This window comes from Bacteroidales bacterium, from assembly GCA_029210725.1.
In the GTDB taxonomy this organism is placed as follows: domain Bacteria; phylum Bacteroidota; class Bacteroidia; order Bacteroidales.
Genome location: JARGFM010000011.1, coordinates 99,726 through 119,492, shown reverse-complemented (window position 1 = coordinate 119,492; position 19,767 = coordinate 99,726). Strand labels below are relative to the sequence as shown.

Here is a 19,767-nt window from a genome sequence, read left to right as displayed (position 1 = left end):
TTAAAAAAAGCAGAGATATATATCCTGAAATCAAAGCCTCGTGTGGAACTGCCTGGCTGGAACATGAGGCCTTCTTTTAGTTAAAGCGGATACTCTTATCCGGTGAGATCCTGGCAATGATGCCGGAAGGAATCAGGAGGAACAGGAAGGTGATGAGCATGGTTCCCAGGTTAAGCAGGAGCAGATGGAGCGGGTTCAGGTTGATGGGAACTGTATCCAGGTAGTAGGAGGAGGGGTCCAGGGAAAGCAGATTCAGGTGTTTTTGCAAAAGGCAGATTCCCAAACCGCAAAGGTTTCCCCAGAACAGGCCCACCATGGTCAGGTAAGCCGACTGGTACATGAAAATCTTCCGGACAGACATATTGTTGGTTCCCAGCGCCTTCAGAATCCCGATCATGTTGGTCCGTTCCAGGATCAGGATCAGTAATCCGGAGATCATGTTAAATCCTGCCACAACCAGCATCAGGATCACCAGGACCACCACATTCATATCCTGGAGATTCAACCAGTCGAAGATCTGGCTGTTCTTTTCACGAATGGTCTCTACTTTCAGGCGGCTGCCATCATCCAGGAAATCAAATCCTACCAGTTCCCTGACCCGGCCTGCAAGTTCGGGAAGATCCTCCATTTTATGGATCAGTACTTCGTATCCGCTAACCTGTCCGTCGTTCCAGTTATTCAGTCGCTGAACCTGTTTGATATCGGTAAAAATATAGAGCTGGTCAAATTGTTCCAGGCTGGTATTGTACAGGCCGCTGATGGTAAAAGTCCTGGCTCTGGGCGGGTCCTGGATGAAATACATGGTAAAACGATCGCCAACCCCCAGGTTCAGAAGTCTGGCTGTAGATCCGGAAAGCACTACTTTATTACTTCTTAACGAGTCATTTACCTCCAACAGTTCCCCTTCCGAAAGGTGTTTCTCTATGAAGGACCAGTCATAGCTGCCATCGACCCCCTTCAGCACAGCCCCGTGTATCTCCTCGCCGGTTTTAATGATCCCGGCTTTGATGGCAAAGGGCTGTACATTCCTGATCCCCTCCATTTGAGAGATTCCGGATATACTCTCCAGCCCGGCAGGCACCGGTGTTGTTTCGTAGGAGAGGTTCGAATCCAGATTCTGTATCTGAATATGGGCCCCGAATCCGGTTACCTTGTTGGAGATCTCCTTCTTAAAACCTGTTACAATGGACACGGCTACGATCATAACAGCCAGGCTCAATGCAATGCCGAACATGGCAATGCCCACAATGGACCGCGAGAAACTACCACCCTTCGTCCTGCTGCCGATCATCCGGCGTACGATAAACAATTCGGTATTCAAGGATTCTTATTATCAGTTCAGCAAATGTAACCATCTTTTAGCTATTTTTAAGATGTGAAGAAATGCTTAATCCTGTCATTCATTATTCTTAAGTCCTTGGTGACGGCCTGTTCGGCCGATCCGGCTCCCTTGCGCAGCGGAGCGGAGCAACTCGACCGCTACCTGCCTCTGTTAAAGGAGAAGCGGATTGCCCTGGTGGCCAACCATAGTTCGGTGGTCGGAGGGAAGCACCTGGTGGATACTCTCCTGGCCAGTGGCATAGGAAGGGATCAGTTTGTGAAAGTATTTGCTCCCGAGCATGGCTTCCGGGGTGACCGGGCCGCCGGAGTCCTGATCGAGGATGCTACCGATCCTTTAACGGGCATTCCGGTAGCCTCTCTCTATGGCAGTCATAAAAAGCCGGAGCCGGAAGACCTGGCGGGCATTGATCTGATGATTTTCGATCTGCAGGATGTGGGGGCACGCTTCTACACCTATATCTCCACCCTGCACTATGTGATGGAAGCCTGTGCGGAAAACGGGATTCCCCTGATCCTCCTGGACAGGCCCAATCCCAACGGAGCTTACGTGGATGGTCCCCTGCTCGATACGGCCTTCAGCTCCTTTGTGGGTATGCACCCCATCCCGGTGGTCTATGGGCTGACCATTGGTGAATTGTCGGGAATGATCAACGGAGAGGGATGGTTAAACCAGGGAGTCAGGTGTGATTTAACCGTAATTCCCTGTGAGGGCTATGTGCATGGGCGGCCGTACTCGCTGCCGGTGAGGCCATCCCCCAATCTCCCCAACGAACATGCGGTATGGCTCTATCCCTCCACCTGTTTTTTTGAAGGGACCGTACTGAGTGAGGGCCGGGGAACCGATATGCCTTTCGAGGTTTACGGACATCCGGAGCTACAAGGAGAATTTAGTTTTGTACCCAGAAGCATTCCCGGTGTGGCCGGGAACCCGAAGTTTCAGGGAGAGCTCTGTTATGGCGCCGACCTGAGATCTTTCAGTCCGGAGGAGGGCTGGACCCGCATCCACCTGCGTTTCTTGCTGGAAGCCTATGAAGCCTTCCCCAGAAAAAAAGAGTTTTTTACCCCCTATATGGACAAGCTGGCAGGGACAGATTCTCTCCGGAAAATGATAGAAGCCGGATGGGGTGAAGAGCGTATCAGGGCCACCTGGGAGCAGGATATCGAGAAGTATAAGCTGATCCGAAAGAAGTATCTGATATATGATAACAATGAATAGATGTATTCCGGGAATTGCCTTATTCCTCACCCTTCTTGCCGGCAGCCATCCGGCCCATGCCCAGGTGATTCATCCCGATGCCGGTTTTCTGTTTGATGATGCCGGCCTGCCCCGTATCGATCTGACGATCTCGGGATCGAATTTCCAGAGCCTCTATGCCGATCCGGAAAGCAATACCGAGTATTATGCCGTTTTCAACTTTACCCGCGGCGACAGTACCGTGGGGCCCCTGGGTGTGGGTTTGAGGTTTCGGGGAGATACCATCCGGAACAAGGAAAAAAAGTCCTTTCGTATCTCTTTTAACTCCATGGATGCCGGTGCCGATCTGCATGGGATTGAAAAGATGGATCTGAATGCGGAGGTCAATGACCCCTCGCTGATCCGTTCAAAACTGGGATGGGAACTGTTCCGCTACCTGGGAGTGCCGGGATCCAGAAGCAATCATGTTCTGCTCTATATCAATAACGATTTTTTCGGCATCTATCTGAATACAGAGCATATCGATGAACGCTTTACGAAATCGAGGTTCGATAATAACGATGGCAACCTCTACCGGAATTTATGGCCGGCCGATCTGGCTTACCTGGGTGCCTCACCGGAAGTATATAAGTACGAATATGACGGGAGGCGGGCCTATGCCCTGCGCAAAAATGAAAAATGGGACGATTATGAGGACCTGGCCCTGCTGATAGGCACCCTGGATCAGTATAGCGGAGAATCCCTGAAAGGGGCCCTGGAAGGTCTGATCAATGTACAGCAATTTCTGAAGGTTTTGGCCGTGGATATGATTACGGGAAACTGGGATGGTTACAGCGGGGATAAGAACAACTACTATCTCTACCGCGACCAGGTGAGCGGCAGGTTTGAGTATATTCCCTATAACCTGGAAAACAGTGTGGGGATCGATTTCAGGGGGGTCGACTGGTCGACCCGCTCCATCTATAACTGGAACCTGAACCTGCGTCCCCTGTATGAAAAGATTCTGGAAGTGGAGCAGTACAGGGATCAGTTTACTGCTTATGTCCGGGGACTGGCCGCCTATGTGGTCTCTGCGACCTTCAACAATGAACTGCTTCGCTGGAGGGATCAGATCCGTCCTTTTGTGGGGCTGGACTCCTACTACACCCGTGACTGGGGGTTTAGCTCTGACGATTTTGAAGCAGCTCTGACAGGTGGATGGGGATCCCATGTGACTCACGGGGTTCAGGAATTTCTGCTTGCCCGAAGCGCAAGTGCTTTGACAGAGGCCATTCAAGTCGATGCCTTCCCGCTCTTTTCCCATGTGAGGGTAAAGCCACGCCAGGGGCGGATTGATCTGGACTGGACCGTAGAGGATGAAAATCCGGATGCAGTCACGGCCCTCCACTACCGCATCGATGGAGGAGGCTGGACCACGCGGCTGAGAAGTTATCCAGACCTGACGGATCCTGTTTCGGGCAGCTCCACGTATCTCGACACCCTTTTTTCTCTGGCAGATACCACTTCCGTGGAACTCTATTTTACGGCGACCGATTTGGGCGGACAGGAGACACGTTATCCCGATACCACGCTGCTTATCAACTTTCCTTTAATAGCCGGGCCCCTTTATATCAATGAGTTCGTGGCTTCCAACCAGACGGTAAAGTCAGATGAATACGGTGAATTCGATGACTGGGTGGAGATCTACAATGCCAGTGATACCCCGGTCTGGCTGGCGGATTATTACCTGAGCGATAACATGGGCTCTCCCGGCAAATACAGGTTTCCGGAAGAGTTTCTCCCGGCAGGGGGCTTTTATCTGGTATGGCTCGATGATCAGGAGGAGCAGGGAGTGAACCATGCCACCTTTAAGATCAGCAAGGAGGGGGAGGAGCTTCGCTTATCGGAGCGTCCTTCCACCGGGTACCACCTTGTCGACTCGGTGACTTTTGAGCTCCAGGAGCAGGATGTTTCCATGGGTCGTCTGGTGGACGGCGGATTGGAGTGGATCGCTTTTACTTCGCCCACTCCCAGGTACTCCAATCTGAGTACCGGAGAGCAGGATCAGCCCGCTCCCCGGGAGCCACTTTCCATCTTCCCCAACCCGGTCAGTGAGGGAGTGTTCCATTTTAATAAACGGGTAAGCGGTGCCATCTATAAGCTATCGGGACAGAAGATGATGGAGCTGGTGAATACGGAACGGGCCCAGGTGCCTCAGCTGAATCCGGGCGTCTATATCTTCAGGTCTGCAGAGGGGGAATCGGTGAAGATTATAGTGAGCAGGTAAGTTCCCTGTTATCTGCCGGAATTGCTTCCCGACTTTCTTCGATCATTATTTCGTCGGTTCTGGCCACCACTTTTCTTCCTTCCGCCACCACCCCTGAAAGAGCCGGACCGGCCTCTGTTTACGGATGGATCATAGTCGGGGGTATCCCCGAACTCTTCGGGAACGGATGATTTGGTCACCGCCTTCTCCAGCATTTTTTCGATGCGGGCAAACTTGTACTGCTCTTCCTGGCTGATCAGGGTGATGGCCACCCCGTCGGATTCGGCCCTGGCAGTCCGACCGATCCGGTGAATATAATCCTCCCCTTCATGGGGAACATCATAATTGATGATCAACTCAATATTATCCACGTCGATGCCTCTGGATAACAGGTCGGTGGCCACCAGGATATTCAGTTTCCGGTTCCTGAAATCAAGCATGATCTGCTCCCGGGTTTTCTGGTCCAGATCGGAATGGATATCCTCCACTTTCAAGCCTTCTCTTTTCAGCTCCCTTCCCAGCTGCTTCGCAGATAACTTGGTGGAGCAGAACACAATAACGCTTTTCAGGTCGCGTCCTTTCAGAAGGTGTTTTGCCAGGGGTAGTTTCTGGGTTTCGTAGACCACATAGGCCACCTGTAAGATCTTTTCGGCCGGTTTGGAGATGGCGATATTCAGCTCCACAGGCTGGTGCAGCACCTTGCGGGCCAGTTTCCGGATATCTTCGGGCATTGTCGCTGCAAACATCAGGTTCTGCCTCTCTTTGGGGAGGTGCTGGATGATCTTCATGATATCCTCGAAGAAACCCATATCCAGCATCCGGTCGGCCTCGTCCAGAATCAGGTACTTCAGGCTGTCAAACTTCACGTAATTATTGTTCAGGTGGGCAATCATTCTGCCCGGAGTACAGATAACAACCTCTGTCCCTTCTGTGAGCGCTTTCTTTTCCCGGGCAAACAGGGTGCCGTCTCCCCCTCCGTATACCGCTATGGAACTGACCGGGGTAAAATAGGAGAAGCCCTCCATCTGCTGATCAATCTGCTGGGCCAGCTCACGGGTGGGCACAATCACCAGGGCCCTGGTTTTACTGGCCCCCCTGGAGGCAATGATATTCTGTATAACAGGAAGCAGGAAAGCGGCCGTTTTACCGGTACCGGTCTGTGCCGAACCGATGATGTCCCTGCCCTCCAGAATGGCTGGAATGGCCTGTTCCTGGATGGGAGTAGGGGATTCAAATCCCATGGCACTGATCCCCTCCATCAGGTCGGGATCAAATCCAAAATCATTAAAATTCAAGTTTTCTCTTTCTAAGTTAAGTGGACAAAGGTAGTTATTATTCAATGACTACCTGCATGTTTAACAGTGCCGGGATCAGTTGGTTCGCCCCGGGTAAGCTTTCAAGGCCCCGGCCAGGGTATCCATGGCTTTGGCCAGGTCCTCTTTTTTCAGCACATAGGCGATCCGGACCTCCTGTTTTCCCAGTCCGGGAGTGGAGTAAAATCCAGAAGCCGGAGCCATCATCACCGTCTGGTTCTTGTATTCAAACTCACTCAGGATCCACTGGCAGAACAGGTCGGAATCATCCACCGGAAGATGCACCACTGTATAGAATGCTCCTTTGGGTGTGGGGCATCTGACCCCCGGCATTTTGTTCAGGGCCTCCACCATAAAATTGCGGCGTTCGATATACTCCTCATAGACCTCTTTGAAGTAGGAGGAAGGTGTATCCAGTGCTGCTTCCGCAGCCACCTGCCCGTAGGAGGGTGGGCTCAGTCTGGCCTGGGCAAACTTCAGTGCCGTCGAGATGACTTCTTTGTTCCGGGAGATCAGGGTTCCGACCCTTACTCCGCACATGCTGTAGCGTTTGGAAACCGAATCAAACATGATCACATGCTGTTCCAGACCGGGCAGATCCATGGCTGAAAAGTGTTTCTCCCCATCATAGCAAAATTCCCTGTATACTTCGTCCGAGTAGAGATACAGGTCATGCTTTTTCACAATCTCACCCAGCAGCTCAAGCTCCTCCTGAGAATAAAGATATCCGGTGGGATTGTTTGGATTGCAGATGATAATGCCGCGGGTATCCGGAGTAATCGCCTTTTCAAATTCCTCGATGGGAGGCAGGGCAAATCCATTTTCAATACCCGAAGTAATGGGGACCACCCTGACTCCCGCTGCTACCGAAAAGCCATTATAATTGGCGTAGAAGGGTTCCGGTACAATCACTTCCTCCCCCGGGTTTACAGTGGACATCAGTGCGAAAGAGATCGCTTCGGATCCTCCGGTGGTCACCAGCATTTCGGTGTGGTCCACTTCAATTCCCAAACCCTGATAAAAGGATGCCAGCTTCCGGCGATAACTTTCATTTCCGGCAGAGTGACTGTACTCAATGACCCTGGCGCTCATATTCTTCACCGCATTGCGGGCCACTTCAGGGGTAAGGATATCGGGCTGACCAATGTTGAGGTGGTAGACCTTTCTCCCCTTACGCTTAGCCTCTTCCGCATAGGGGACCAGCTTCCGGATGGGAGATGCTGGCATTTGCTGTCCTTTTGTTGAGATACCTGGCATACGATTTTAGTTAACAGTTTTATAATTCTTCCTTTTCCCTGGCGACCACCTTGCCTTTGATCTGTAGTTTCACAGGTGAATTGGCTGCTGTAGAGTATACCACCACCGATTTCAGGAAAGTGCCGGTTGTGGCGGTATTGTATTTGACGCTTATCTTCCCGGTGGATCCCGGTTCAATGGGTTCCCTCGGCCAGTCGGGGACGGTGCAGCCACAGGTGGAACGCACCCGGTTGATGACAAAGGCCTCGTCCCCCAGGTTCTTAAAGACAAAAGACCAGGTGCCATCGCTGTCCTTCTCAATCTGTCCGTAGTCGTGCATGTACTCTTCGAACCAGATCTCCTGGCCATGATCCCTGGCTTTCTCTTCCGGTGAGTCAGAACATCCCCAGGTACCTGCTGCCAGGATCATCATGGAGATTATGAAATTCAGTGAAGCTCTCATAATTAATCTTATCGTAAACTCAAAGGCCTAAAAGTACTTCATTTTGACGAGGGGGAAAATGATAAACAGCAGGAAGTCCCTATATTCATATAAAATTTCGGACCAATCCTATGAGAAGAGCACAGCAGGAGATCACAGACAAGAGCGTTCTGGAGGAGATACTGGGGAAGGCCATGATATGCAGGCTGGCCATGATCGATGGCGACCGGCCCTATATCCTCCCCTTCAACTACGGATACAGGGATGGATGCATTTTTATCCATTCGGCCCCCGGGGGCAAGAAGATCGATCTTCTCGCCCGGGATAACAGGGTCTGTTTCGAGGTGGAAGATGCGGTAGAGATCTCCAAAGGAGAGAGGGCCTGCGACTGGAGCACCCGATACCGTTCCATAGTGGGCTACGGAACGGTGGAGATCCTATCAGATCAGCAGGGTAAGCAGGAGGGTCTGGAGGCGATTATGGCACAGCATGGGGCCCCGGACCTGATTGAGTTCAAGCAGAAAAACCTGGACCGCATGGTGATCCTGAAAGTCACCATTACCTCCAAAAGCGGAAAACAATCCAGCCGGGCGGACTAATAGTAGTCCGCCACCTCCCAGACAAAGGCCCGTATGCCCACGTCCTTGTTCTCCTCGTCGAGCCGGCGGACACCGTCCAGAACCGACGCCACTGCTTCATCTTCCATCACTGCCATCCGGGCGGTGTTCTGTTCCGGCCAGGTATGGGTGTTCATGTGCGGGGGGCCATCCACGCTGCCCCGGCCGGTGAGGCCGGTCCAGCGTGTAAATCCCCGGATATCCAGCTTGTCGAACAGGTACTCGACTTTCTCGGTCTGCGCCTGGTTATATACAATAAATACAGCTTTCACAAGTAATTAATTATTTAATTCATTTCCATTCAAAAAATTATACTCCACGGATTTTTTCCTGGCATCACTCCTGCGAAGCATCATGTGATAGATCACCGGGACCAGGATCAGGGTGACTATGGTAGAGAAGATCAGTCCCCCGATGACAGCGATCCCCATGGGGCTCCAGATTTCCGATCCTGAACCGGTACTCATGGCCAGGGGCAGCATGGCCAGGATGGTGGTCAGGGAGGTCATCAGCACCGGGCGCAACCTGGATTGTCCCGATTCCACAATGGCCTGTTTCAGGTCCAGTCCGCGCTCCCGCATCAGGTTAATATAGTCCACCAGTACAATGGCGTTCTTCACCACGATCCCGATCAGCATCACTCCCCCTACCATGGAAATCACACTCATGGTGGTACCCGTGACCAGGTGGGCCAGGATCACACCGGTAAAGGCAAATGGAATGGAGAACATGATGATAAAAGGCATCTTCATGGATTCGAACTGAGAGGCCATGACCAGGTAGGTGAGGATCAGGCTGAGCAGGAGCAGCAGGGTGAGATCCTTCATGGAATCCTGCAATTCCTCTACGGCGCCTCCCATCTGAATATTCACTTCGGGCGGGATCTCCATGCTGTTGATCTTTGCCTGTACCTCTTCGGCCATTTTATTCAGAGGTACCTTGTAAGGCGTGATGGATACGGTAACCATTCGTTCCCTGTTTTTCCGTTCAATATTGGGAGGCGACCAGCGTTCTTCGATGTCGGCCACTTCACCCAGCCGGATCTCCTGATTCTGCGAATTCATCAGGGCGATATCATTCAGGTTGGAAAGGGAGCTGCGCTCCTCTTCCTCGAAACGGACCACAATGTCGTATTCATCTCCTTCCTCCCTGTAACGGCTCATGTAAGGGCCCTCCACCCGGTTACGTACGGAAGAGGCCAGTGTATAAGTATTCAGACCGTGATGAGCCATTTTTTCCCGGTCCGGCACAATCTGCAGCTCCGGCTTGGACGGATCGCGGCTCACATTAACGTTGGTAGCTCCCTGAATGTTGCTTACACTGTCGGCCAGGGCATTTGCAATCAGGGAGGTGGTTTCGAAATCGTAGCCAAAAATCTCCACCACCACGTTGTTTTCGGTGGTTCCTCCCATGCCCCCGTTGGGGACCACGTCAAAATTGACAATCTCCGGGATGGTCTCCAGGTATCCGGTGAGCAGATTGGCCAGAGCCCAGACGTCGCGCTCCCTGGTCTCCAGATCCGTGAGAGTGAAGTTGATGTTTATCCGGTGGGATCCCGACTCCATAAAGAGGGACATCATTCCTCCCTGGTCGTCCGAGCCCGATGAAGTATAATAAAACTGAGCCTCGGGCATATTTTCTTCGATGAAGGCATCGATCTTTCGTGCCACTTTGGTAGTCTCATCCACTCTCAGTCCGGTTTGCAATTCAATGGCTGCAGTCATAGATCCCTGGTCGGCCTCCGGCATAAACTCAAAACCCATACCTCCTGCCATCATCATGGATAACACGAAGATAAGCATGGCAATGATCAGGGTGCCCCATCTGAAACGAAGGGCCGTCTTCAGGGAACGTCCGTAAAAGCGGTCCAGCCAGTCCAGGAAACGTCCGATGGTGTTGTCATAGGACATTTTTCGGACTTTCTTCGGCTTTTTTCTGAGCTTCATCATTTTTGAAGCCAGCATGGGAGTCAGGGAAATGGCCGTTATGGTGGAGGTGACCACGGTGATGGTAACGATATACCCCAGGGGACGGAAGAGTTCGCCGGTCATTCCGCCAATCAGGGTCAGGGGCAGAAAAACAGCCACCACCGTAAGAGTAGTTACGATCACTGCCAGCCATACCTCGTTGGTGGCATAAATGGCCGCCTCCCGGGGACTGGACCCCCTTTCCACATGTTTGGTGATATTCTCCAGAACCACAATGGCATCATCCACCACCATTCCGATGGCAATGGACAGGGACGAAAGCGCGATAATATTAATGGAGCTTCCCGATACATAGAGGTATATAAAGGAGACGATCAATGAAATGGGAATGGTCAGGATCACAATAAAGGTGGCCCTCCATCGCCCCAGGAAGAAGAGTACCACCAGGATGACAGCGAAGGCCGCGTACATCAGGGAATTTGTCAGGTTATTAATCGAATCGGTAATGAACTCAGAGGAATCAAAGAAGGTGATGATCTCGATGTCCTCGGGCAGGGTTTTGATCAATTCCGGCATCATGGCATTGATGTCCCGGCTCACCTCTACGGTGTTGGCCCCGGACTGTTTCTGGATGATGATCCGCATCCCGGTCTTCCCGTTCAGGCGCTCATCCAGGGAGGTATCCCGGATGGTATCCCGGACCGTAGCCACATCACCCAGGTATACGGTTTGCCCGTTGAAGCTGGTCAGGACAATGTCTTCGATGATATCGCTGGACGGAAACTCGCCTTTGACCCTCAGCGGATAATCCATCATCCCCATTTCCATGTTCCCTGCAGGAAGGTTGAGGTTTTCGGCATTGAGGACCCCGGCGATCATCTCCACACTTATATGATAGGATTCCATTTTACGCGGATCAATGTCCACCTGGATCTCGCGACCCGGCGCACCCATCAGGGATACAGATCCCACCCCGTCGACCCGGTTAAGCGCATTCACCACTTTTTCGTCCAGGATATTGGCAATGGCCTCGTAACTCTCATCGGCGGTAACCCCGTAGAACAGAATGGGCATGGCACTGGAACTGAATTTAAACAGCATGGGCTTCTCCACTTCCTCGGGAAGGAACTGCTCCACAAAGCTTAATCCGTCTCTCATTTCATTGGAAGCCTCGTCCAGGTTTGTTCCCCATTCAAATTCACAGACCACGACGGACATATTGTCGCGCGAAACCGAAGAAATATTTTTCAGGCTTCCAACAGTGTTCAAACCATCCTCAATGGGACGGGTCACATTGGTTTCAATATCGGCAGCACTGGCTCCTGCATAAGTGGTGATAACAGATATGGCAGGAAAATCGATATCGGGGTAGAAATCAATGGGGAGCCTGTTCAGGGAGTACCCTCCCATCACCAGCAGTGCCACAAAGATCATTATTGTTGTGATCGGTCGTTTGACCGCGTTTCCGTAAATACTCATCTTCAGATGCTTTAAATTATTCAGACACTACATTTACAGGGTCGCCGTTTTCCAGCTGGCTTTGCCCGGCATAGATCAGCTGCTCTCCACCCTGGATTTCCGGAGAAGAAATTTCCAGTTGATCATCATGTCTGTTAACGATCTGTACATTCACCTTTTTAGCGCTACCGTTTTCATACAGCATGACATATCTCTGGTTGGTCCCGGCCTGTTGCATCACCGCAATGGAAGGTACAATCAGGGCCTCGGTCTCACCCAGTTTCAGGCTTACCCGGGCAAACATACCCGGGGCCAGCTTCCCGTTTTTGTTGGCAATCTTCACCTCAACGATAAAGTTGCGCGTGGCGGCACTGATGGTAGGATGAATCCTGAACACCGTACCCTGAAAACTGGTACCGGGATAGACATCGGTGGTCACCGTGGCTTTCATTCCTTCCCTGACCAGGGGTAAATAACTTTCACTCAGGTTGACCATAAGCTTCACCGGATCTACCTGGAACATGGAAACCAGAGCGGCTTTCCCTGCAGGAGTATTGGGAGCCGGTGAATATAACTCTCCGTCGTTGTAATACTTACCGGTAATCACCCCGGAATAGGGAGCTCTCAGCAGGGTGTTTTCTTTCAGGTTTTCCAGGATCAGTTCGGTGGTTTCCACCTGTGCCTTCATCTGGTCATAAGCCTGTTGAGTGATGGAACCGTAACGCAACAGGGTGTCCATCCGGGCCAGGTCGGTCAGCAGCTGCTGGTACTGCAGTTGCGTCTGGTCCAGCTGGCTCCGGTCCATCTCCACCAGGAGCTGTCCCTTGTTCACATGGTCGTTTACCTCCACCTTCACAGAGCGGATCCGTCCTGAAAGGGCCGGAGAGAGGTAGGTCTCTTCAAAGGCGACCACCGTGGAGGTAATATCCTGAGTGATGGCAGTTTCCTGATAGTCCAGCTCCATGACTCTGACCGGACGGGGCTTTATTTCAGGGGCTTCGGCTGCTGTATCCGCAGTGGCTCCTGGCTGCATGTTGCAGGCTGTAAGTGCTGCACCGCCAATCAGGGTGAGCAGGGCAATTTTTATTGTTTTCATGATGGATATGGTTTTCATAATAGATCTTAATTTCATGTCGTGGCTTACTATAGTTGGTTCATCAGTTTATCCAGTTGCAACTTGGCATTCATTACTTCCAAGATGGAGTTCAGGTAGTTGCTCTCGGCATCCAGGTAATTGCTGTTGGCCTGGGTCAGATCCAGGCTGGTGGCCATTCCCTGCTCAAATTTCCGGCGATAGCTGTCATATACCCGTTGAGCCACTTCCACATTCTCCAGTTGGGTAAAATAGTTTTCCAGGGAGCTTTGCAGGTTATATTTGTTCTGCTTCTCCTGCAGGCTCAGCTGGTCTTCCAGGATACTCTTATTGGTCTGGGCCATATGGTAGTCTATTTTTGCCCGGTCGACCCTGGCTTTCCTCATTCCGCTGGAGAAGATGGGGACCGACATCTGGAGTCCCACCAGGTGATTGGGATTCATATCAAAACCGGAAGTACGGATTTTCTTGTTGTAATTATAAAAACCGGCAATGGTGGGGGCATAGTTCCATTGTTCCAGATCCAGCAATCTTTTGTTTATTTCCTCCTGGGTTTTCATGATCTGGTAGGTCACGTTGTCCTCCATGTCAAAAGGAGCCGCTAATACAGATTCGGGCTGCATGCTGTCAAAGAGCCCTTCCAGATTATCGCTTAGCTCCAGCTCCACACCGGCTTCCAGTCCCAGCTGAAACCGGAGTAAATTATAGTTCAGCTCCACGTTCCGGGCCAGGGAGTTTCTGGCGTTCATCAACTGATTCACCGTGATGCGGATCTGATCCACATCGGTCTGCTCGGCCATTCCGGTTTTAAACATCACTTCGGTCTGGGCCAGGGTCTCCTCCAGATTTACCAGGTTTTGTTCCACGATCGCCAGGGATTCTTCCGTGATCAGAACCAGGTAATAGGAATTAATTACCATCTCTTTGGTATTCAGCTCACTGTACTCCAGATTTTGCTCCGATATTTTCCGGGCAAGTTTTGCAGTCTGAATCCCCACGATATACTGACCGCTGAAGATCAGCTGGGATACCTGCAGCTTGGCAGTACTCTGGTCTGTGAGCGGAATGGTGGTGGGAGGCAGCATGGACTGGAGCTGGCTTTCGTAAAAATTATTTGCACCCAGCATGGCCACATCGCTCTGGGTATAGAAGGGGAAGACCGCCTGGGTCTCGTTAAAGGCTTGCTGAATGTCCTCCGGCGAAAAATCCGGAACCTCTCCCATCCCGAAGTTAAATTCCATTTCATAATTGAAATAGGACATATAATCCACGGTGCCGTCCACCTGGGGCAGTCCCTGTGCAATGGCTTCCCAGATGGATTTTCCCGACCGTTCCACTTCCAGGCGGGAGTTCTGCAGGGATTTATTATAGTCGATGGCATAATCGACGGCTCCCTGGAGGTCCAGTACCAGCCGTCCGGAAGCTTCCTGACTTTTTAAGGGAACCAGGAGGCTCGCGGTCAGAAGCATTGTAAATAGCATGATGATCTTTTGCTGTTTCATATCTCTGTCTCTTTTATTCAAGTATGGGTTTACAATCTACCAGGAGCTTCCGCCCTTTTTTGGTTGCTATTCCCCTGAAATAGGGGATCAATATATGGTCAAACATATCTTTCCGGTCGAAGCCTGCATCTACCAGGGTGCTGTTGTGTCCAAACAGGTCGAACAGGGAGTGGATGGCCTGGTTAACAATTTCAAGGTTTATATCATCTCTGAAGACCTCCTGTTCCATACCGGTCTCCAGCAATCGTTTGGTGATACTGAAGTCGCGAATCTCACCCGGCGCGGAGAATTGCAAAATGACTTTCTGATGGTACTTCCTGAAATCCTTGAAAAATGCCGGGCTCATTCGCTGCATCTGGCCAATGGTCAGCTTTATGATCCGGAACAGTGCCTCTATGGCGTTATCCGACTGATCGATCAGCTGAAAGGCCTCCTGCTGGGTCTGATCCTTATAATACCGGATCACCTCCATCAGCAGGGTATCTTTGTCCTTGAAACGCTCGTAGATGGTCCGTTTGGATATCCCCAGTTCTTCGGCCAGTGAATCCATGGTCATACTCCGGATCCCGTATTTTCCAAAGAGTATTCCCGCCTCAATCAATATTCTGTCTTTGACTTCCAATGGATGAAATTTTCGGCAAGTATATGAAAACTATTTTAGTTTTTACAGTTTTCCAGGGGGGTTTTTATGTTTAAAATCGGTGAACGGTGAATTTGAACCGGTGAAGGGGAATTTGCATCCACCGGACCCCATTTTTTTACTACTTTTGCGGGCATGAATATTCCATCAAAATACGACCCGGCCAGTGTGGAGGATAAATGGTACTCCTACTGGATGAAACATGGTTTCTTCCGAAGCACACCCGATGAACGTGAACCCTACTGCATTGTGATCCCGCCCCCCAATGTAACGGGCGTCTTGCACATGGGGCACATGCTCAATAATACCCTTCAGGATGTCTTGATCCGAAGGGCCCGCATGCAGGGAAAAAACGCTCTGTGGGTGCCCGGGACCGATCATGCTTCCATTGCCACCGAAGCCAGGGTGGTGAACAGGCTGGCAGAAGAAGGGATCAAAAAAAGCGACCTGAGCCGGGAGGAGTTCCTGGAACATGCCTGGAAGTGGACCCATACCCATGGGGGAATCATCCTGGAGCAGCTGAAAAAGCTGGGAGCTTCCTGCGACTGGGACCGAACCTGTTTTACCATGGATGAGGCGCTTTCGGAGAGCGTGATCCGGGTATTTGTGGATTTGTTCAGAAAGGGGAAAATTTACCGGGGCGTAAGAATGGTAAACTGGGATCCCCAGGCGCTAACTGCCGTTTCAGATGAGGAGGTTGTATATAAGGAGGTGGCCTCCAAACTCTACTATCTCAGATACAAAGTGGATGGAGAAGAAGATTACATCACCATCGCTACCACCCGTCCCGAAACCATCCTGGGCGATACGGCCGTATGCGTGCATCCGGAGGATGAGCGCTTTAGCCGTTTTCACGGGAAAAAGGTGCTGGTGCCCCTGGTGAACCGTTCCGTTCCCATCATACTGGATGAGTATGTGGACAGGGAGTTTGGGACCGGGGCCCTGAAGATCACTCCGGCCCACGACATCAACGACTATGAGCTGGGACTGAAGCACAACCTGGAGTCCATTGATATCTTTAGCGACAAGGGGACGCTGAATGAAGCGGCTCAGGTGCTGGTTGGCGAGGATCGTTTTAATGCCCGGAAACTCATTATTCCCCTGCTTGAGGAAGCGGGTAAGCTGGTGAAAAGCGAAGACTATGTAAACAAGGTGGGTTTTTCGGAGCGCACCGATGCAGTGATAGAACCACGGCTGAGCCTGCAATGGTTCCTGAAGATGAAGGAACTGAGTGCCCCGGCCCTGGAGCATGTGATGAACGACGATATCAGGCTGCAGCCTGACAAGTTCAAGAACACCTACCGTCACTGGATGGAGAATGTAAGGGACTGGTGCATTTCCCGTCAGCTTTGGTGGGGCCACCGGATTCCCGTCTATTTTTATGGAGAAGGCCCAAACGATTACGTGGTGGCCGGATCGCCGGAGGAAGCCCTGGAGCTGGCCCGTGAGCTGAGTGGAAACAGGCAGCTGAATGCCGGGGACCTGCGTCAGGATGAGGATGTGCTGGATACCTGGTTCTCCTCCTGGTTATGGCCCATTTCGGTTTTTGATGGCATCCGTTTTCCCGAAAACGAGGATATCAATTATTATTATCCCACCAACGATCTGGTGACCGCTCCGGAGATTCTCTTTTTCTGGGTCGCCCGGATGATCATAGCCGGGTATGAATACCGGAACGAGAAGCCATTTGCTTCGGTTTATCTCACCGGGATCGTCCGCGACAGCAAGCGAAGGAAGATGTCCAAATCACTGGGCAACTCCCCGGACCCCATCGAACTGATGAAGAAGTACAGTGCCGATGGTGTCAGGGTGGGGATGCTTTTCTGTTCGCCCGCTGGCAACGATCTTCTTTTTGACGAGGGGCTCACCGAGCAGGGAAGGAATTTCAGTAATAAAATATGGAACGCCTTCCGCCTGGTCAGGAGCTGGAAGGTGGATGACAGCCTGGAGCAGCCTGCCCATTCCATCCAGGCGGTTCGATGGTTCGGGACCCAGATAAACCGGGCCTTTATAAAGGTAGACGACCAGTTTCAGAAGTACCGGGTGTCGGATGCCCTGATGATCGTTTATAAACTGTTCTGGGACGAATTCAGCTCCTGGTACCTGGAAATCGTAAAGCCTGCCTACCAGAAACCGGCCGACCGGGCTACCTATGAGGCCACCCTGGACTTTTTCGACAGGCTGATGCATATGCTGCATCCCTTCATGCCCTTTATTACCGAGGAGATCTGGCAGCTGATCAGAGAGCGGAAGCCGGGAGAAAGCCTGATGGTTTCACCCATGCCTGCACCAGAGAGCTATGATAAAAAGTTGCGGAGGCATTTCGAGGAAAGCAAGGAGGTGATTACGGCTATCCGGTCTGTTCGAAAGGAAAAGAACATAGCCCCCGGGGAGGCTCTGAAACTGATGGTCCGTTTCTCCGAAGGAAGCAAGTACAGGGAGTACCTGGAACCGGTTGTTATTAAGCTGGCCAGGCTCTCTTCCGTGGAGAGGATCACAGACGAACCGGAGGGTGCTGCATCCTTTATCGTAAAGAACGTGGAGTATTTCATAGAGCTGGGCAGCATGGCCGATGCCGTTGAAGCACTGAGCAAGCTGGAAGAAGAACTGAACTACACCCGGGGCTTTTTGAAGAGTGTGGAGAAAAAGCTGGGCAATGAACGTTTTGTACAGCATGCCCCGGCCCAGGTTGTGGAAAAGGAGAGGCAGAAGATGGCCGATGCAGAAGGTAAGATCACTGTGCTGGAGGCTCAGATCCTGAAGCTTAAGGCGCAAGCCTGACAAAGCGCCACCCTTTTTGCTCCCTGGAATATTCGATGCGATCGTGCAAGCGGTGCGCTCCACCCTGCCAGAACTCCATACGGCGGGGACTAATAAAAAAGCCTCCCCAGTGTGCCGGTCTGGGAACCTTTTCCGCCTCCTTAAACTTCTCCAGGTACTTCCGGTACTCTCCTTCGAGGAACTCCCGGCCAGGGACCACTTCACTCTGGGGCGAAGCCCAGGCACTTATCTGGCTCTCAAAGGGCCGGGAGCTGAAATAGAGGTCCGACCCTGCATCTTCCAGCGGTCCGGCAATCCCGGCAATTTTTACCTGGCGTTCCAGATCGGGCCAGAAAAAATGAGCGGCTACCCTGGGATTCCTGCCGATCTCTTTCGCCTTCCTGCTCTTGTGGGAGGTAAAAAAGATCAGCTTTTCTTCCCGGATCTCTTTCAGAAGGACGATGCGGGAGGAGGGGGACCCTCTCCGGTCTACCGTGGAAAGCGTCATGGCCGTGGGATCGGGATTTTCCGAACGGGTGGCATCCTCCACCCATGTATGGAAGAGCAACAGTGGATCCGCCGGAATTTTTGATTCGTCCAGCACCCCGCGCCCGTATTCCCTGCGGATCCTGTCAAGCTCCTTATGTCTTCCGTCCGGCATCCTTAAAAATCTGCTTTCAGGCTCAGGTCCAGGCTTTTGATCTGATGGGTCAGAGCCCCTACGGAAATATAGTCGACCCCGCATTCGGCATAACTACGGAGGGTCTCCCTGGTGATGCCCCCCGATGATTCTGTCTCCACCCGGCGCTTGATCAGCCTCACGGCTTCTCTGGTCAGGTCCAGGGAGAAATTATCCAGCAGTATCCTGCGAATCCCTCCCATGGAGAGCACGGCTTCAATATCCTCCAGGGAGCGGACCTCCACCACCAGATCCAGGTCCAGTTTTTTCTGATCCAGGTAGGCCCTGACACCCGATATGGCCTGACGGATGCCTCCGGCGAAATCGATATGGTTGTCTTTGATCAGGATCATATCATAAAGTCCGAAGCGGTGGTTCACTCCGCCACCGAGCCGCACGGCCTCCTTTTCCAGGAGCCGTAAGCCCGGAGTGGTTTTGCGGGTATCCAGGATTTGGGTACCGGTGCCCTCCAGCAGGCCCACATAGGCACGGGTGGTGGTGGCTATGCCGCTCATGCGCTGCATCACATTCAGAACCAGACGTTCACATTGCAGCAGCGAGTGTACCTTTCCGCTTACCCTGAATACCATGTCGCCCGGATGGATAGTACTTCCATCCTCCAGCAGGATCTGTAACTGAAGCTCCGGATCGAAACGGTGAAATATTCGCCGGGCCACTGCCAGTCCGGCCAGAACCCCTTCCTCCTTAACCAGCAGTTTTGCGGATCCGGTGGCAGCAGCAGGAATGGTGCTGAAGGTCGTATGATCTCCTTCCCCGATATCCTCCCGGAACCAGAGGTCTATGAGAGAATCAAGGTTTTGGGCGGAGTTCATAGGGAGACTCTTTTTCTATGCTCAGATAATAAATCAGCCGCTTACCCTCCTTCATAAGAAAATAGATATTGATCCTGAAATTACCGGAGTCGGTGCTCAGAGTCCCAATGGCATATTTGGATTGTTCCTTGGTCCCCTCAAAAGAGACGGTAAAAGCGGACGGGGTATGGCTTTTGAAAAAACTTTCCAGGATCCTGGAAGCCTGGTTTTTGCTGGTTTCATATTTCTGCTCCAGGATGGTCATCTCCAGGCTCTGATGAAACCACGCCGACATGGAAGCAGCATCTCCGTTCCCTATGGCCCTGACCAGATCCGGCGGAACAGTCTGGCCTGAAACTTGTGGCAGGACCAGCATGCTTATCCATAAAATAGTTAATATCCTCTGTTTCACTTTATCTAAATATCAAGTATGTTTGCAATATACCACAACTATTGGGCCAACAAAGAGGTCTCTTGCAAGATACAAAAAACCTGTCGATTAATCC

General features: G+C 51.8%; 16 protein-coding genes. 4 read left to right on the top strand and 12 right to left on the bottom strand.

Annotated features, from left to right (window positions below; genetic code table 11):
* Nucleotides 1-76 precede the first annotated feature (76 nt).
* Nucleotides 77-1,321 (bottom strand): ABC transporter permease, encoded by a 1,245-nt coding sequence (locus P1P86_08095; GenBank protein ID MDF1575134.1) that lies wholly within the window; start codon nucleotides 1,319-1,321, stop codon nucleotides 77-79.
* Nucleotides 1,322-1,420: 99 nt separating this feature from the next.
* Here P1P86_08095 and P1P86_08090 point away from each other — a divergent pair, with 99 nt between their 5' ends.
* Nucleotides 1,421-2,557, top strand: coding sequence for a DUF1343 domain-containing protein (locus tag P1P86_08090; GenBank protein MDF1575133.1), 1,137 nt, complete (start codon nucleotides 1,421-1,423; stop codon nucleotides 2,555-2,557).
* Entirely contained in the window at nucleotides 2,550-4,802 is a 2,253-nt protein-coding gene (locus P1P86_08085; protein ID MDF1575132.1) for a CotH kinase family protein, read from the top strand. The genes P1P86_08090 and P1P86_08085 overlap by 8 nt, the downstream gene beginning before the upstream one ends.
* 8 nt (nucleotides 4,803-4,810) lie before the next feature.
* Here the strand turns inward: P1P86_08085 and P1P86_08080 are convergent, their stop codons facing one another.
* The 3 genes from P1P86_08080 to P1P86_08070 all read right to left on the bottom strand — a co-directional run bounded on the left by P1P86_08080 (nucleotide 4,811) and on the right by P1P86_08070 (nucleotide 7,793).
* Entirely contained in the window at nucleotides 4,811-6,076 is a 1,266-nt protein-coding gene (locus P1P86_08080; protein MDF1575131.1) for a DEAD/DEAH box helicase, read from the bottom strand.
* Nucleotides 6,077-6,151: 75 nt separating this feature from the next.
* Nucleotides 6,152-7,351: a pyridoxal phosphate-dependent aminotransferase gene (locus P1P86_08075; GenBank protein MDF1575130.1), complete on the bottom strand. Its 1,200-nt coding sequence runs from the start codon at nucleotides 7,349-7,351 to the stop codon at nucleotides 6,152-6,154.
* A 19-nt stretch (nucleotides 7,352-7,370) separates the two neighbouring features.
* Nucleotides 7,371-7,793 (bottom strand): DUF1573 domain-containing protein, encoded by a 423-nt coding sequence (locus P1P86_08070; GenBank protein MDF1575129.1) that lies wholly within the window; start codon nucleotides 7,791-7,793, stop codon nucleotides 7,371-7,373.
* Nucleotides 7,794-7,903: 110 nt separating this feature from the next.
* Between P1P86_08070 and P1P86_08065 the strand changes: the two genes are divergently transcribed.
* On the top strand, nucleotides 7,904-8,371 hold the full coding sequence (locus P1P86_08065) for a pyridoxamine 5'-phosphate oxidase family protein (GenBank protein ID MDF1575128.1): 468 nt from the start codon (nucleotides 7,904-7,906) through the stop codon (nucleotides 8,369-8,371).
* Here the strand turns inward: P1P86_08065 and P1P86_08060 are convergent.
* The 5 genes from P1P86_08060 to P1P86_08040 are packed head-to-tail and all read right to left on the bottom strand — an operon-like array spanning nucleotide 8,368 to nucleotide 14,992.
* Nucleotides 8,368-8,661 (bottom strand): hypothetical protein, encoded by a 294-nt coding sequence (locus P1P86_08060; GenBank protein MDF1575127.1) that lies wholly within the window; start codon nucleotides 8,659-8,661, stop codon nucleotides 8,368-8,370. The genes P1P86_08065 and P1P86_08060 overlap by 4 nt on opposite strands.
* 6 nt (nucleotides 8,662-8,667) lie before the next feature.
* Nucleotides 8,668-11,796: an efflux RND transporter permease subunit gene (locus tag P1P86_08055; protein ID MDF1575126.1), complete on the bottom strand. Its 3,129-nt coding sequence runs from the start codon at nucleotides 11,794-11,796 to the stop codon at nucleotides 8,668-8,670.
* Between the two features lie 16 nt (nucleotides 11,797-11,812).
* Nucleotides 11,813-12,871 (bottom strand): efflux RND transporter periplasmic adaptor subunit, encoded by a 1,059-nt coding sequence (locus tag P1P86_08050; protein ID MDF1575125.1) that lies wholly within the window; start codon nucleotides 12,869-12,871, stop codon nucleotides 11,813-11,815.
* Nucleotides 12,872-12,918: 47 nt separating this feature from the next.
* Entirely contained in the window at nucleotides 12,919-14,370 is a 1,452-nt protein-coding gene (locus tag P1P86_08045) for a TolC family protein (protein ID MDF1575124.1), read from the bottom strand.
* Nucleotides 14,371-14,383: 13 nt separating this feature from the next.
* Nucleotides 14,384-14,992 (bottom strand): TetR/AcrR family transcriptional regulator, encoded by a 609-nt coding sequence (locus P1P86_08040; protein ID MDF1575123.1) that lies wholly within the window; start codon nucleotides 14,990-14,992, stop codon nucleotides 14,384-14,386.
* A gap of 153 nt (nucleotides 14,993-15,145) precedes the next feature.
* On the opposite strand from P1P86_08040, the gene P1P86_08035 reads away from it, so the two are divergent.
* The gene (locus tag P1P86_08035; GenBank protein MDF1575122.1) at nucleotides 15,146-17,791 is read left to right on the top strand and encodes a valine--tRNA ligase; all 2,646 of its coding nucleotides are present in this window, start codon (nucleotides 15,146-15,148) and stop codon (nucleotides 17,789-17,791) included.
* Here the strand turns inward: P1P86_08035 and pdxH are convergent.
* The 3 genes from pdxH to P1P86_08020 are packed head-to-tail and all read right to left on the bottom strand — an operon-like array spanning nucleotide 17,775 to nucleotide 19,673.
* Nucleotides 17,775-18,431, bottom strand: a complete 657-nt coding sequence (gene pdxH, locus P1P86_08030; protein ID MDF1575121.1) for a pyridoxamine 5'-phosphate oxidase — start codon at nucleotides 18,429-18,431, stop codon at nucleotides 17,775-17,777. The genes P1P86_08035 and pdxH overlap by 17 nt on opposite strands.
* A 2-nt stretch (nucleotides 18,432-18,433) precedes the next feature.
* Entirely contained in the window at nucleotides 18,434-19,282 is an 849-nt protein-coding gene (gene nadC / locus P1P86_08025; GenBank protein MDF1575120.1) for a carboxylating nicotinate-nucleotide diphosphorylase, read from the bottom strand.
* A complete protein-coding gene (locus tag P1P86_08020; protein ID MDF1575119.1) occupies nucleotides 19,260-19,673 on the bottom strand; it encodes a DUF4783 domain-containing protein in 414 nt (137 codons plus the stop codon). Before P1P86_08020 ends, nadC begins: the two co-directional genes overlap by 23 nt.
* Between the last annotated feature and the right edge of the window lie 94 nt (nucleotides 19,674-19,767).